At 40.8% G+C, this 13911-nt stretch carries 17 protein-coding genes; 9 read left to right on the top strand and 8 right to left on the bottom strand.

Annotated features, from left to right (window positions below; genetic code table 11):
• The first annotated feature begins 274 nt into the window (after positions 1-274).
• The 3 genes from BP621_RS10840 to BP621_RS10830 all read left to right on the top strand — a co-directional run bounded on the left by BP621_RS10840 (position 275) and on the right by BP621_RS10830 (position 1501).
• Complete coding sequence (locus tag BP621_RS10840) at positions 275-421, top strand: hypothetical protein (RefSeq protein ID WP_292389813.1); 147 nt, start codon at positions 275-277, stop codon at positions 419-421.
• A 195-nt stretch (positions 422-616) separates the two neighbouring features.
• Positions 617-934, top strand: a complete 318-nt coding sequence (locus BP621_RS10835; RefSeq protein WP_292389812.1) for a DUF167 domain-containing protein — start codon at positions 617-619, stop codon at positions 932-934.
• A gap of 135 nt (positions 935-1069) precedes the next feature.
• Positions 1070-1501, top strand: coding sequence for a toprim domain-containing protein (locus BP621_RS10830; RefSeq protein WP_292389811.1), 432 nt, complete (start codon positions 1070-1072; stop codon positions 1499-1501).
• Between the two features lie 117 nt (positions 1502-1618).
• On the opposite strand, the gene BP621_RS10825 is transcribed toward BP621_RS10830, so the two are convergent.
• Positions 1619-2035: a DUF356 domain-containing protein gene (locus BP621_RS10825; RefSeq protein ID WP_292389810.1), complete on the bottom strand. Its 417-nt coding sequence runs from the start codon at positions 2033-2035 to the stop codon at positions 1619-1621.
• A 1134-nt stretch (positions 2036-3169) separates the two neighbouring features.
• Between BP621_RS10825 and BP621_RS10820 the strand changes: the two genes are divergently transcribed.
• The 3 genes from BP621_RS10820 (at position 3170) to proC (ending at position 6861) form a co-directional block, all read left to right on the top strand.
• Entirely contained in the window at positions 3170-4531 is a 1362-nt protein-coding gene (locus BP621_RS10820) for a glutamate-5-semialdehyde dehydrogenase (RefSeq protein WP_292389862.1), read from the top strand.
• A 138-nt stretch (positions 4532-4669) separates the two neighbouring features.
• Entirely contained in the window at positions 4670-5821 is a 1152-nt protein-coding gene (gene proB, locus BP621_RS10815) for a glutamate 5-kinase (protein WP_292389808.1), read from the top strand.
• A gap of 221 nt (positions 5822-6042) precedes the next feature.
• Positions 6043-6861 carry a pyrroline-5-carboxylate reductase gene (proC, locus tag BP621_RS10810; RefSeq protein WP_292389806.1) on the top strand — a complete coding sequence of 273 codons (819 nt, stop codon included), beginning with the start codon at positions 6043-6045 and terminating at the stop codon, positions 6859-6861.
• Between the two features lie 114 nt (positions 6862-6975).
• Here proC and BP621_RS10805 read toward each other — a convergent pair whose 3' ends face one another.
• Entirely contained in the window at positions 6976-7665 is a 690-nt protein-coding gene (locus BP621_RS10805) for a peroxiredoxin (protein WP_292389803.1), read from the bottom strand.
• Positions 7666-8102: 437 nt separating this feature from the next.
• Between BP621_RS10805 and BP621_RS10800 the strand changes: the two genes are divergently transcribed.
• From BP621_RS10800 to BP621_RS10790, 3 genes are all read left to right on the top strand, one after another.
• The gene (locus tag BP621_RS10800; RefSeq protein WP_292389801.1) at positions 8103-9086 is read left to right on the top strand and encodes a YbgA family protein; all 984 of its coding nucleotides are present in this window, start codon (positions 8103-8105) and stop codon (positions 9084-9086) included.
• A gap of 37 nt (positions 9087-9123) precedes the next feature.
• Positions 9124-10215, top strand: coding sequence for a hypothetical protein (locus tag BP621_RS10795; protein WP_292389799.1), 1092 nt, complete (start codon positions 9124-9126; stop codon positions 10213-10215).
• Positions 10216-10373: 158 nt separating this feature from the next.
• Positions 10374-10559: a PspC domain-containing protein gene (locus tag BP621_RS10790; protein ID WP_292389797.1), complete on the top strand. Its 186-nt coding sequence runs from the start codon at positions 10374-10376 to the stop codon at positions 10557-10559.
• Between the two features lie 178 nt (positions 10560-10737).
• Here BP621_RS10790 and ftsY read toward each other — a convergent pair whose 3' ends face one another.
• The 6 genes from ftsY to BP621_RS10760 all read right to left on the bottom strand — a co-directional run bounded on the left by ftsY (position 10738) and on the right by BP621_RS10760 (position 13894).
• A complete protein-coding gene (ftsY, locus tag BP621_RS10785) occupies positions 10738-11979 on the bottom strand; it encodes a signal recognition particle-docking protein FtsY (protein WP_292389795.1) in 1242 nt (413 codons plus the stop codon).
• A gap of 111 nt (positions 11980-12090) precedes the next feature.
• Complete coding sequence (gene pfdA / locus BP621_RS10780) at positions 12091-12525, bottom strand: prefoldin subunit alpha (protein ID WP_292389792.1); 435 nt, start codon at positions 12523-12525, stop codon at positions 12091-12093.
• A 5-nt stretch (positions 12526-12530) separates the two neighbouring features.
• The gene (gene rpl18a / locus BP621_RS10775) at positions 12531-12707 is read right to left on the bottom strand and encodes a 50S ribosomal protein L18Ae (protein ID WP_349682071.1); all 177 of its coding nucleotides are present in this window, start codon (positions 12705-12707) and stop codon (positions 12531-12533) included.
• A gap of 49 nt (positions 12708-12756) precedes the next feature.
• Entirely contained in the window at positions 12757-13416 is a 660-nt protein-coding gene (locus BP621_RS10770) for a translation initiation factor IF-6 (protein ID WP_292389789.1), read from the bottom strand.
• Positions 13417-13448: 32 nt separating this feature from the next.
• Positions 13449-13718, bottom strand: a complete 270-nt coding sequence (locus tag BP621_RS10765; protein ID WP_292389788.1) for a 50S ribosomal protein L31e — start codon at positions 13716-13718, stop codon at positions 13449-13451.
• A gap of 20 nt (positions 13719-13738) precedes the next feature.
• Positions 13739-13894 (bottom strand): 50S ribosomal protein L39e, encoded by a 156-nt coding sequence (locus BP621_RS10760; RefSeq protein ID WP_292389787.1) that lies wholly within the window; start codon positions 13892-13894, stop codon positions 13739-13741.
• Between the last annotated feature and the right edge of the window lie 17 nt (positions 13895-13911).

Raw genomic sequence — 13911 nt, 5'->3', positions numbered from 1 at the left:
CAGGGGATATAAAAGTCGACTTTTCCAATATTTTTTCGTCACATGTGTCACATGTATTCTTCAGGTCATCTCTCCGCATTTTCCGGTTCTTATATCGTCCCTGTAATCTAAATAATTTCTCTTGAGAAAAATCGGTTTTTAATATAAGTGTCTCCTTAAGATCTGCAATGTAGTAAATCCATGGTTCGCCGACATTTTTATATATTATTGTGTATATAATGTAACTTCGTCGCATTGTATAGGTCCTTGCATGAGGTAATGGAAAATCCTGACTGTGAGTGTACAGACAACCCCAATGCGGTACATCGATAGTGTGACACTGCCCGGCACGAGGGTAACTGAAAGTGACTGCGGAAAACCAGAGGATGAACTTTCGGAGTTAGTGCGCCAGGGCTACAGCACTATTTTTTTCGTCTTTTAAAAAACTCTTATCTATATTTTCTTTGAATAATAAGTTTAAATTTTGTTTGAATCTAGTTTGACATTTTATTTATTTGACATTTTATTTATTTGATATTTTTAATCCTATTCTCACATTGTTTCCGATTATTCCTTTACTTTAATGAATCAATCCGTTATTGATTTATAGAATCCCTCCAGAAAGGTAAAAGATGATATGTCCTTCGAAGAGGCAATAACAGATGTGGGATCTGGTGTAATTGTTGATATAGAGGTTACTCCCGGCTCCAGGTCGATTTCGGTTCCGAGCGGTTATAACGAGTGGCGCAAGCGAATTGAAGTAAAATTAACCAAAAATGCCCAGAAGGGAAAGGCAAACGAACAGCTGGTAGAATGCCTTGCTGAACTCTTCGCAATTAGCAGTTTGGATATTCTTATAAACAGTGGGGCAACAAGCAGTAAGAAGTCTTTATTGTTAAAAGGAGTTTCATATCAACAGGCAGTTTCAATTTTTGGAGCGCATTTAAAAAGATAAACCAAAAATTAAAAAACTACATTTAAAAATAACCAAATTTTAAGAGTAACTTACTTAGCTCCTAACAAGTAAACCGCCTAATAAGTAAACTACAGTTCTCTTAAAGTTTTAATTAATAAAAAGGTTGCAAAAAACGTGGCTGATCTTGATATTTACAGAAAAAGGCTTGAAAGAATTGAGGAACTGCTTTCGGAACTCTCCGAATATTCAGGAAGGGGAGCAATTATCATTGTTGAAGGAAAAAGAGATGTTCTCTCACTGAAAAGGCTTGGAATTAAAGGCAATTTCGAACTTGCAACCCGACAATCTCTTTTTAATTTCTCTGAGAGAATTGCCCGGCTCGGTAGCGAAGTAGTTATATTAACCGATTGGGACAGAAGAGGTGACATGCTGGCTATAAAGCTTTCAGGATATTTTCAAAGTTTTGGTTTGAAACCCGAACTTGAAATCCGAAACAAACTTCGGCTCATCTCTCAGAAGGAAATTAAAGATGTAGAAAGCCTGTACACTTATGTTTCCAAGCTGAGATTGAAAACTGGCTCCTGCTCAAAGCAGGATTTCCAATAAATCTAAATCTTAAAAATGAAAATTAAAGATGGAATCCAAAAATTAATATTAAAATTAATATATAATCACTATTGAACTAAATATTAAAGTTAACATTAACAATTGACGGAGTTATTTTTATTCTTTATGCATGGGATTGGAAGGGTCTGCTTTCTCCTGAATCATTTCCATACTTTGTGGACTTTTCTGATGGTTGAATGTTCGGTCAAATTCCGGATACTTTGGAAACTTGCCAGCCAGCTCTTCAAACATTTTATGTCTTGGACTGATGATGATTATATGAGCAGGAGGATGAATTTTCTTCAGTCTACTAATCGCCGCCCCTGCATGATTATTCAACTCCACCAGTGCTGCAGAATTACATTTTGACTTGAGGGATACGCCCATTACACTAACAAGAAGTTCATCAGCATAGTTTGGTTCTATGCATTTCGGAGTAGCTGAAAATTGAATGTGTCCGTATCGTTCTAGATCATGTAAGGCTATTTTTACTTTATCCGAGTCGTCTGCCCGGACTAATGCGAATGATTTCATTTTTTACACACCACCAATTTACTGAAGTTTCCCCATTTCGATATGGATCTACCCCTATAATAATCTTTGTGTATTAGATATGCTGAACAGCCAGGTTTTCGGACATTTCGGGCCTCTTATGACCTTTTAATCGCTTTTAAGGCACTATAGATGGTCTGGTCCCAGGGCTGTAAAATTTCATTTCTCTAATCGAAGAGATCTTCAAAAATTATAAGGGTACCTTGAAATTTCTTTTTTCAGATGTAGTATACGCTTCCAAGTAATGAAGTCGTGTATTTTATAGTTGTATTCATCGTATATATATTCGTTTTGAAATAATATCTCTCAATACAAAAGTTTTATTTCTCAATAAGAAAGCCTTTTTGAGCTTTTCTCTTATTTGGGCTTTATCTGAATTTATTGTCTTTATTTATATAACTTGAAATACTAATTTCATTTGACGATGGCATTAATTCCCGACTTTAAAAATTTAAAACGAGAATAAGTTTATCCGTTATACCAAACTATTCAAGGTTAACTGCCAATTTTACTGGAGTTAAAAATAAACTTTAATAAGATAGATCCTTACTTTGAAGTCTTATTTCAGGTAAATTTAAAATAAGGACTATTTTAAAAAACTTGCGCTCCTAGTGTCAAGTCATCAGATGAAATTTTCAGAATTAAAACCCTAAATTATATATTACAAGTAAAATATTGCAAGTAAAATATTACAGGTAAGATGTTACTTGATAAAATGGCATCTTTTATTTAGAACTTCGCTATATCATATGCCGAAACCATGTACAACAAAGTGTTAAAAGGTATTCTAAAACTGTATTAGCTTTCTTTTCGTCCGTATTTACTTCCTATATACAGCGGAAGAGTTAATACATCTTTAGAATTATGAATATACTCTTAATATTTAAAGAGAAAATGATCTTTAGTTTAATTCTTATATTCAATCTAAGTTCAGCACTATTATTCAACAATAAGCTCCATCACTTGTAATTCAATAATGAAATCATTACCTGTAATCCAATAATAAGATCTTACTTCTATCCGGTATCGAGTAACACCGAATTTCCTGTGAATTTACTCATTTAATTAATAGGTTTGGATGCCCAGCTCCGGAATTTGGGCATTCAGAAGGTTATCATATCAAACGGTGATTATATGGCTGAAGATATTAAATCCAAAGTAATACAGGCAAAAAAGGCATCGATTGAGCTTTCCAGTGTATGTACAGAAATAAAAAGTCGAGCGCTTGAGGCAATGGCTCAGGCTCTGGACAAGGAAAGGAAAGCTATTCTGAATGCAAATGCCAAAGATCTTGAATCTGCAGCGGAACTGAAAAAGAAAGGAAAGCTTACTCAGGCGCTTGTAGACAGACTTAAAGTGAGCGACTCAAAGATTGACGGAATGATTGCAGGAATCAGAGATGTAATTAAGCTCAAAGATCCTGTAGGAGATACCATCTCTACTCTTGAGCTGGACAAAGACCTTATTCTCTATCAGGTGAGCTGTCCTATCGGCCTTATAGGGGTTATATTTGAATCCCGACCTGACGTGGTGCCTCAGGTGATGTCCCTTTGCCTTAAGAGCGGGAACGCGACCATCTTCAAAGGCGGGAGTGAAGCAAAAGAGTCCAACCGCACTATTTTTCAGATTCTTGTAAAAGCCATAGAATCCACCAACGGCATGCCAGCAGGGGCTTTCCAGCTTATGGAAACAAGAGAAGAGATTATGGACCTTTTAAGCCTTGATGCCTATGTAGACCTCCTGATCCCCCGGGGTTCAAATGAGTTTGTTAAGTTTATCCAGGAAAATACGAAAATTCCGGTACTCGGACATACCAGTGGGATCTGCCATATTTATGTGGACGAGTATGCGGATCTCGACATAGCATGGAAGGTCTGCTTCGATGCGAAAGTACAGTATCCTGCTGTATGCAACGCCATTGAAACCCTTCTGATAAACCGTAAAATTGCGGATGCTTTCCTGCCGAAAATGGCAGAGATGTACCTCGGCGCAGGGGTTGAATTACGCTGTGATGAGGACAGCTATGCTCTGCTTGAAAAAAGAGGGCTTTCTCCTCTCTCAAGAGCTACGGAAGAGGATTGGAGTCTTGAGTACAATGATCTCATTCTTTCGATAAAATTCGTTGACACTATAAAGGAAGCCATCAACCACATAAACACGTTCGGTTCCCATCACACCGATGGGATAATAACTGATAATGCTTCAAGAAGAAAAGAGTTCACAGGGCTTGTTGATTCTTCGAGTGTTATGGTAAATGCCTCAACCCGTTTTGCGGACGGCTATCGTTACGGGAAAGGGGCTGAAGTCGGAATCAGTACAAACAAAATCCATTCCCGTGGGCCTGTAGGCATGGAAGGTCTCTTGATCTACAAATATATCTTGCTCGGGAAAGGGCAGGTTGTTGCAGATTATGCAGGAGAAAATGCAAAGCCCTATACGCACAGGAAGCTTGACCTTAAATTTGAAGACATAAATTGAAATTCTGGCGAAGATTTCTGATATGTTTATATATCTGAATTGAAATACAAGCGCAAATTGAGTGCAAGCGATGGAAATCGGATTGCGGCTGCTACTTATTTCAGCTGCATTTCCAAAATATTTTACGAGGCCTTGTGATTGACAGATAGAAATAACTTTTTCAATGATGTTAATAAAATCGTTATCAAGATCGGTACTTCCTCAATTACAAAACAGAACTGTGACAGTACAAAAGAAAACTGCAGTATTGATCCTACCTTTATGGAAAGTATTGCAGCTCAGGTCTCCGAACTTCGAAGGCGCGGAAAAGAGGTAATTGTGGTAAGTTCGGGGGCAATAGGTGTAGGACTCTATGAACTGGGCATTGCCCCAAAACCTCGTGAAATTCCTATCAGGCAGGCAGCGGCAGCGGTAGGACAGAGTATCCTGATGCAGTACTGGAGCGAAGCTTTTTCAAAACATGGGATAAAAGTTGCTCAGATCCTTCTTACTTATGAATTCTATTCTGACCGGGTATCCTATCTTAACCTCAGAAACAGTATCTCCACACTTCTGGAATATGGGGTAGTCCCCATAATAAATGAAAACGATTGTACCTGTACAAACGAGATTGAAGCAATCTTCGGAGATAATGACAAGCTCTCTGCAATGGTTGCAAGCAAAATCGATGCTGATCTCCTGGTTATTCTTTCGGATATCGACGGCCTTTTTGACAAAAATCCAAAGATACACGATGATGCCAGACTCATCTCTCTCGTGGAAAAAATCACACCTGAAATCGAAAGTTATGGGGGTGACCCTACAAGCTTCAAGGGCGTAGGGGGAATGAGGACCAAGATAAAAGCTGCAAAGATCTGTAGCATGGCAGGTTGCTATGTCTTGATTGCAAATAGCGAAATTAAGGATGTGCTTCTGAAGGTCCTGTCGGGAGAAGAGATAGGCACTCTTTTCCTGGCTGAAAGGCATATCCAGAAGAACCGTGCCCGCTGGATCATTCTTGCAAGGGCATCAGGCACTGTCCGTGTGGACGCAGGGGCAAAAGCTGCAGTCCTCGGGAAAAACAGCCTTCTCCCGGCAGGAGTTGTAGATGTTGAGGGAAATTTTGATAGGGGAGATGTGGTTAGACTAGAGTGTGAAGGCAGGGTCTTTGCGAAAGGAATTACAGACTACACCTCTGAAGAACTTATGAAAATAAAAGGAGCTCACACCGACGAAATTGAGGGTATTCTGGGCTATAACAATTACAGCAATGTAATAAAAAAAGAAAACATCGGCATACTGAAGAACTGAATTAAGTTTCCACCATATTTGAAGAATTAACTGGATTTTTCGGGATTTCTGAAGAATCAAAAATTAATTTCTTGTAGTTTGGAAGCTTTTATCAATCTACTAATTTCTTATAAATTTATCTAGACTATAATATCTCTTTAAATCGTTTAATATTAATCGAAAATACGTTTTGAGGCAATTGCCTCGATATTCATATTTATTTTGAAAATAGGAGAAATTATATGGTAGATCAGAACCGAAAGATAGGATTTATCGGAGCAGGAAAAATGGGCTCTGCTCTCATGCAGGGAATTATAAAGGCCGGAATTGTAAAGCCTGAAAATCTTGGTGCAAGTGATGTGTACGAGCCTTTCTTGAACGATCTGAAGGCAAAGCTTGGCATTAATATATCAACTGACAATTCAGTTATCGTCAGGGCATCCGATATTCTTATCCTGGCGGTGAAGCCCCAGACTCTGGGTTCGGTACTTGAAAATCTTAAAGCCGACATTACTTCCGATAAACTTCTAATTTCAATTGCAGCTGGTGTGCCTCTTGCCACTTACGAAAATGCGCTCCCTACCGGTACAAGAGTCATACGTGTAATGCCAAACATTGCGGCCACAGTTTCCGAAGCTGCTTCAGGCATTGCTCCAGGCAAATATGCCACTGCCGAAGACGTGAAAACTGCCCTTGAGATCTTTTCTGCGGTCGGCACTGCAGTTCAGGTGTCTGAATCCATAATGGATGCCGTTACAGGTCTTTCAGGCAGTGGGCCTGCATTCATCTTTCCAGTGATTGAGGCAATGGCCGATGGAGCTGTCCTTGAAGGAATGGACAGGAAAAGTGCCCTCACTCTCTCAGCTCAGACTGTACTTGGGGCCGCAAAAATGGCGCTTGAGACAGGCCTGCACCCCGGAGAACTCAAGGATATGGTTACTTCTCCTGCCGGGACTACTATTCAGGGCGTTCATGCCCTCGAAGAGGCCGGAATCAGGGCTGCATTTATGAATGCAGTTATAAGGGCAACCGAACGCTCAAAAGAACTTGGAAAGAAGTAAATTTCTTTTCTCCTTTTCATTTCACTTTTTTATTTCCTTTTTCGTTTCCTTTTTCATTTACCCTTTATTTTCTTTTTATTTACGATTTTATTTCCTTTGACATTTCTTTCCGGGTTATTTTTTGCTCTCCTTCTTCAGGCATAAAAACCAGTCAAGACAGTACATATTTTCTTCTGACTTGCCAAGTCTTTCTTTTACGGCTTCCATTGAACTGGGAGCTGGAATTATAACATCGTCCCCAGGCTGCCAGTTTGCAGGCGTTGCAACTTTCTCAGTTTCATTTTTCTGCAGGGCGGTCACAAGCCTCTTTATTTCCTGCATGTTTCTTCCGGCTGATTGCGGGTAATAAAGCATTGCTCTTATCTTTGCCTCAGGATCTATGATAAATACGGCTCTTACAGCCTGCGTGGTTGAAGCATTTGGCTGGATCATTCCGTATTTTTTCGCAACATCCATTTTCAGGTCAGCTATTACCGGGAACCTGACCTCCACGTTTTTCATCCCTTTGTACTCAATCTTTTCCTCAATCCTCTTAAGCCAGGCAATGTGGGAGAATACACTGTCTATAGAAAGTCCTATAAGCTCAGTGTTCATTTCTCTGAATTCGTCCTGCATACTGGCAAAAGTCATGAATTCTGTGGTACATACGGGTGTGAAATCTGCAGGATGACTGAAAAGAATAACCCATTTGCCTTTGTAATCATCAGGGAAATTTATTGGTCCCTGAGTTGTCGCTGCTGTAAATGACGGTGCATCGTCTCCGATCAGAGGCATGTGTATCTGTTCATACTCAGCTTCTACCATATTTTCACCTATTTTTAAGTTCATGCGGTTTCTTTCGGGAACGGAAACTGAGTTCAAGTTCGTAGGCTTACCTTTAAAAGAGTTCGTAGACTTACCACTTAAAAGCCTTTCCTTCCCTCAATCGTCCCCAAAACTACCTCATAGTTATTTCCATTCTTATATATCTTTTCCGAATAAGGAAAAAAATTTAGTTTGTTAAATGCACTCTTTTTAAAAATTTGTTCTTTCTGGGTTTTATTTTTTCCAAAATAAGTACTATGTACCTATTTTTGATCTATTTTTTCCTTCAAAACTTTTAATTTTTATATATAATGTATTTTGAAGTTTTTTTTAAAAGATCCCAACTTTCTAACCTCTTATTTTTAAAAAAGAAGTGTTCTAAACCCCTCTTTTGGAAAATAATTTATGCTGGAAATCCTTTCTTATATGGGGGTTAAATGAGGGAGTTTGTTCGGCCAAGGGTTGTGGTAAGTAGGTGCCTTGGGTTTGACCACTGTCGATATAATGGAAATATTATAAACAGTCCGATAGTGGCGAACCTCATGGAGTATGTTGATTTTCTGCCTGTCTGCCCTGAAGTGGAGATCGGGCTTGGTATCCCAAGAGATCCGGTAAGAATAATCCTTGAGAATGGGGAACAGCGGCTCGTCCAGTCTGCGAGCGGCAGGGATATAACTGAAGTTATGAAGGCATTTTGCACTGATTATCTCAATTCCGCAGGAGACATTGACGGGTTTATTCTAAAATACAGGTCTCCTTCCTGCGGCATTAAGGACGTAAAAGTTTACCCGACTGCTGCGCTCAAATCAGCTGTAATTGGGAAAACTTCAGGGTCTTTCGGGGGGGCAGTCCTGAAACAATTTCCCTATCTTCCTGTCGAGGATGAAGGAAGGCTAAGGAACGCCCGCATAAAAGAACATTTCATGACCAGGATCTTTATACTTGCAGCTTTCCGAAATATGAAATCCGAAGGACGCATGAGGGACCTCGTTGCATTCCATTCCGAAAATAAGTATCTGCTCATGGTGTATAGCCAGGAGGAACTCCGGAAACTGGGAGCTATTGTTGCAAATAAAGAAAGGAAAACCTTTCAAGAACTGGTTTCTGAGTATGAGGAGCATCTTTACAGCGCCCTCTCCAGACCTCCCAGGTATACTTCAAATATTAATGTGCTCATGCATGCCTTCGGACATTTTTCAGAGAAGCTCTCAAGCCATGAAAAAACGCTATTTTTTGAGTGGATCCAAAAATACAGGAGCGGAAAAGCCTCTCTTTGCCCTGCAATTAATATCATCAGGTCATGGGCCGTGCGCTTTGAAGACCAGTACCTTATGAATCAGACCTTTTTTGAACCCTATCCAGAAGGCCTGATGGAAGTTGACCCTATAGACTCCCACCTCAGGAAAGACCTCTGGGAATGAACTAGTAAACTATGAAATTCTGGGTGGGGATAATTTTATGAAAAGCGTAACCGCTTTGTTTTATTTCTTTTTACTCTTTTATCTGGTTGAATTTCTCTTTGCCTGGCCCGACTCTGAAACTTCCGTGGATTCCTACATAGGCGATGCTGGGGATAGCCTGATAGGAGTAGATATTGTAAATTCTGAGCCTTACAGTGCCTCGATAATAGAGGAGTCAACTACTCCTGAAACGCTTTCCCGAACTTACTCATGGGACTATGAAGGCCGGAACTGTCAGCTTACCCTGTCTCTTGACGATGAACTCTATGAAACATATAAATCCAGGACTCGAAACCGAGACTACGACCTCTTTGCTTCAGATCCATATGACGACTGGTTAATCACAAATATTTCAGATACTTTATATTCTCTCTCAACAGATTGTGGGCTTGAAGAGAGCAAAGTTCCAGGTCTCTGTATCTCGTTTGTCCAGTCTTTAAACTATACTTCGGATCTTGAAAGTTCGGGTTACGAAGAGTACCCCCGTTTTCCTTACGAGACTCTCTATGAAAACTGCGGGGACTGTGAGGATACTGCAATACTATCCGCGGCAATTCTTCAGGAGATGGGTTATGATGTTGTCCTTCTGCAACTTCCTGAGCATATGGCTCTTGGGATAAAGTGCAGTCCGGAGCAGAAAGGTAAAAGCTTCGAATACGAAGGCAACGATTACTATTATGTGGAGACCACAGGCAGTGACTGGCAGATAGGTGAAGTCCCAGAAGAATATGCAGACCAGCCTGTACATGTTGTCCCCATCTACAGAAGGCCCATGATTAAACTTGATTTCAAAGCGCAATGTGAATACTCAAAAAAAGAAGGAGTTGTCGATGTTAACGTAACTGTAAGAAACGTGGGTTCGGAGAGAGCTGAAAATACAACCGTTTATATTGCCCTTCAGGCTGAAGATAAGCTTTCTTTGTGGGATGAAATTGAAAGTCCTTCATTTGCGATTAAGCCGGAAGAAGTCTTCAATTACACTGCCAAAGGCCTTACAGTTCCTGCGGGGGAAAAATTTAGGGTATATGTGCAGGCATCTGGAAAGAACCTGATATCTGAAAACATAACCAGTGAGTGGGCTATGATCTGAGAATTCCGATAAAATTCTTATCCAAGAGTTACTTATAAATTGAATATCAGCAATCTATTATTATAATCCTTTTAAAAAAGGATTGATTGAAAAATTGTACTTATAAATCAAATATAAGTATAGTAGCATTTAAGCATTTTGAAGTTAGGGGTGGTCTAATGAATAAATTGTATAGGTCAAAGAAGAACAGGATTATTGCAGGGGTATGTGGTGGGATAGGTGAATACTTTAAAGTTGATCCTACGCTTATACGGCTTTTATGGTTGCTCATTTCTATAGTGGGTTCGGGAAGCGGTATAATTGCTTATATAATAGCATGGATTATAATTCCTGAAGAGCCCTGAACTTCTCAGGCAAAATCTAAAACTCCTTCTGGAAGCTCTAAAATATTTTTCTGGAAACTCTAAAATTTTGGAAAAATCTCAAATTTTCTTCAGCATAATCGCAGGAGAGCTTGTGAAATAATGCTCCCGAAATACTTCGGGAACACCATTTTCTGTTAGCTTAAAGCTTAAGCGCAGTTTACTGGTTAAAAAGCTGGTCTATAAACCATCCGGGATCGAACTTTTTTAAATCTTCGTAGCCCTGTCCTATCCCGAAAAAGAGAATGGGTTTGCCTGTAATGTAGGCAATGGATATTGCAGCTCCCCCTTTGGCATCAGCGTCTATTTTTGTCAGAATGGATCCGTCTATTGGTACAGCCTCATTAAACTGCGCAGCCCTTTCAACGGCGTCGTTCCCTGCTACAGCCTCATCTACAAAAATTATAAGGTCAGGAGTGCTTACCCTGCATATCTTTTCCATCTGTGACATAAGGTTAAGGTTGGTATGCATTCGGCCTGCCGTGTCGGAAAGCAAAAAATCGATTTTATGAGCTTTTGCGTACTGCACGGCATCGTAAATAACTGCAGCAGGATCGGCACCAGGCTGATGTTTTATCATTTTTACCCCGAGCCTGTCAGCATGGATCCCAAGCTGGTCGATGGCACCTGCCCTGAAAGTGTCCCCTGCAGCAAGGACTACCGAATAATCCGATTTGAGCAGCCTGTGTGTCATCTTCGCAATGGATGTCGTTTTTCCTGTCCCGTTAATTCCGACAAAGACAATATGGACAGGTTTTTCCCTGTCCCTTACATACTCGTCAAAATCAAAAGTATTCGCAGATACTACCTCGAGAATGGCTTTTTTCAGGGCTTCCTCTACAATTTCTCCAGTATTGCTGCCAATGCGTTTTGTAGTGCCTGTGAGCTGTTTTTTTACTGATTCGACAATTGCCTCGGAAACTGAGAGGGCAAGGTCACTTTCAAGAAGCCCCATTTCGAGTTCCCAGAGAGGCTCTTCGAGATCTTTACTATCCAGATATACCTCTCTATTAAGGACCAGGGCTTTTGCTTTCTTTGTAAATCCTATCTTCGTGAATTTTTTAAAAAAGGACTTTTTTTCTTCAGGTACGTTTTCTTCTTCAGGTTTACTCTCGATCGCCTTTTTTCTATTTTCCAATTTTTTCCTGTATTCAGCCTTTTTTCTGTCTTCTATTCCAACAGTTGTAGGGGCAGCTGTTACAGGTTCTGCTTCGTAACTTTCCTCTTCTGTCAGCATTTCAAGAGCTTCTTCCTTCGGAATGGGCTCAATGTCCTCTTCAAAGCCTTCTTCGGCCTCAGGTACAGGCTCAACCACGGGCTCAATATCTACTGCTTTATTGTCAATAGTTTTGCTGAGCGCCTTTTTAAAATTCCCTAGTTTCTCTTTGAATTTGTTGAACACAGGATCCCATCCCAAAAAAATTCAATAAAAAATAGTAGTTAATTCAAAATAAAAAGTTCGTTCTCAAATGCAGGCTTTGAGTCCCATCCTTTTATGTCTGAGCCAGGTCTTTCAGGCCTGGTCGGGTTGCTGAAGCCTTGCAGCCTCAGATTCTAGGGCCTGCATACCCTGTACATATTTAGTCAGTGAAGCACTCATCTGTTCGAGAATTTTCGTAAGCTGCTCTTTGCGGCGTTTCAGGGTTTCAATGGCTTCATCGGCGGTCTCTTCCGCACTGAAGCCTGCTCCAAGATCCACAATAACCTTCTCTGTATTTTTTATTTCGGCGTAAACAAATGAGCCAAATCCAACCGGTACCATCGTTTCGGCAGTCCTGCCTTCAGCTGAAGCGGTTTTAAGCTCGTTGATGGTTACGATTGCTTGGTCGCAGCTTGTAATAGAAGCCTGGACCATGTTCATCTGCTGCCTTAAGGCTTCGGCCTGTCTCTGGAACTCCTGATGCCTGGCTGCCAGATTTCTGATATCTTCTTCACTGACTTCTACCATATCCTTCACTCCTCAGCAATGCTTTCGATCTGGATCTGGTTTCTTTTAATCCCATGCTTGCTTCCGAAGACAGAATAGACCTTATCCGTTGCGTTCTTTTCATTCTGACTTTCGACTTGCTTTGTGAATTTTTCCCAGGAATTTCCTGCTTTAAATTTGCCTTTAACAATAAAACTCTTCATCTTGGTCACCACTCTTGCTGTAATTTTTTACGAAACAGGTGGATTAATATCATTCTAAGAACCCGAGTGCTTCCTCGATTCTTCCAAGTTCGGGGCCTGTAGTGTCTGAACCTGCCAGATAGTTCTTTGAGTTCGCAAGCAGGCCTGAGCCTAGCATCTGAGTCCCAAAGTTTGTAGTCCCTATATTTACCGGAAGTTCGAAGAGCTTTTCCAGGATTTCGATTTCCGATGATGTCACTTTAGGGTGCACCAGAAGCCCTTTGTTGGTAACAACTCCAGCCATCCCTACATTCTTTATCCCGGCAATTGTTCCCCTGTAAACTTCTACTTTGAGGGTACTGGCAATTGCCTCAATAGCGTGGTCTGACAGTTCAGGGTGGACAAGGGCTGCGGAATCGTTTGCAAGTACGATATTTCCGACTGCATTCAGCTTGCTCGGGAGGATCTCAGCCTTAACTCCTGTCTGTTCTTTCATCTCCCTGGCATCGGTCCCATATGAAAAAAGGAAGCCGTTTGAGTTTCCTCTGGAAAGGGCTCCGATAACAACGCTTCCGTTTACAAGAGTCTCAATGACCCTTGCACCCAGGGAATCCTCAAGTATGGCACAGGTTTCGGGCTTTGTTCCTGTAGGAACAAGAACAACATCTTCTGTGCAGGTTGCAAAGACACCGATCATTGGGGTGTCGTAGATATCCACTGTTCGAATCATATTCTTTGAAGCTTCGCGTCTTCTGGTATATTTTACTGGGCGAGTTCTGCCTGTACCTCGCCATCTGCGAATTTTACAGCTCTGACTCGGATGGAGAGAGGAGGCTTTTCACAGCCTTTTTCCCAGAGGCGCTCATTAATTGATTTGTCCAGTTTGACCTGCACAGAATCAACCTTCATGTGCCTTACGAGAAAACCTCTTACTTCAGTAACTGCTCTGTTTGCTCTTTTCCATGCAGGAACTTTCCTTACTGTCCTGAGGGGGATAGTATATACCTGTTCTTTTACCATGTCGTCTGCCATTTTTTTCCCACCTTCCTCGCTTATTTCACATCCAGGCTTCTTCTTCTCCAGTGCCTGCGTCTGGGATGACTCACGACCTTCCGGTTAGTTTTCACAATAACCCACACTGGAATGCGTGTGTTTTGTTTGTGCGCCTTTGCAAGGCGCCTCTTCTGTCCTTTCATGTTATGACTCAAGTGGATCACACCTGTTG

This window comes from Methanosarcina sp. UBA5 (assembly GCF_002505485.1).
In the GTDB taxonomy this organism is placed as follows: Archaea; Halobacteriota; Methanosarcinia; order Methanosarcinales; family Methanosarcinaceae; genus Methanosarcina.
This window is presented reverse-complemented; position numbering and strand designations above follow the sequence as displayed.

Excerpts from the sequence above, each read along its gene's own strand:
- BP621_RS10770 (WP_292389789.1), bottom strand. The coding sequence starts at position 13,416 with ATGATTCGAACAGTGGATATCTACGACACCCCAATGATCGGTGTCTTT.
- pfdA (WP_292389792.1), bottom strand. The coding sequence starts at position 12,525 with ATGGTAGAAGTCAGTGAAGAAGATATCAGAAATCTGGCAGCCAGGCAT.
- BP621_RS10800 (WP_292389801.1), top strand. The coding sequence starts at position 8,103 with ATGAGGGAGTTTGTTCGGCCAAGGGTTGTGGTAAGTAGGTGCCTTGGG.
- BP621_RS10805 (WP_292389803.1), bottom strand. The coding sequence starts at position 7,665 with ATGGTAGAAGCTGAGTATGAACAGATACACATGCCTCTGATCGGAGAC.
- proC (WP_292389806.1), top strand. The coding sequence starts at position 6,043 with ATGGTAGATCAGAACCGAAAGATAGGATTTATCGGAGCAGGAAAAATG.
- BP621_RS10795 (WP_292389799.1), top strand. The coding sequence starts at position 9,124 with ATGAAAAGCGTAACCGCTTTGTTTTATTTCTTTTTACTCTTTTATCTG.
- BP621_RS10835 (WP_292389812.1), top strand. The coding sequence starts at position 617 with ATGTCCTTCGAAGAGGCAATAACAGATGTGGGATCTGGTGTAATTGTT.
- BP621_RS10790 (WP_292389797.1), top strand. The coding sequence starts at position 10,374 with ATGAATAAATTGTATAGGTCAAAGAAGAACAGGATTATTGCAGGGGTA.
- BP621_RS10765 (WP_292389788.1), bottom strand. The coding sequence starts at position 13,718 with ATGGCAGACGACATGGTAAAAGAACAGGTATATACTATCCCCCTCAGG.
- rpl18a (WP_349682071.1), bottom strand. The coding sequence starts at position 12,707 with ATGAAGAGTTTTATTGTTAAAGGCAAATTTAAAGCAGGAAATTCCTGG.
- BP621_RS10825 (WP_292389810.1), bottom strand. The coding sequence starts at position 2,035 with ATGAAATCATTCGCATTAGTCCGGGCAGACGACTCGGATAAAGTAAAA.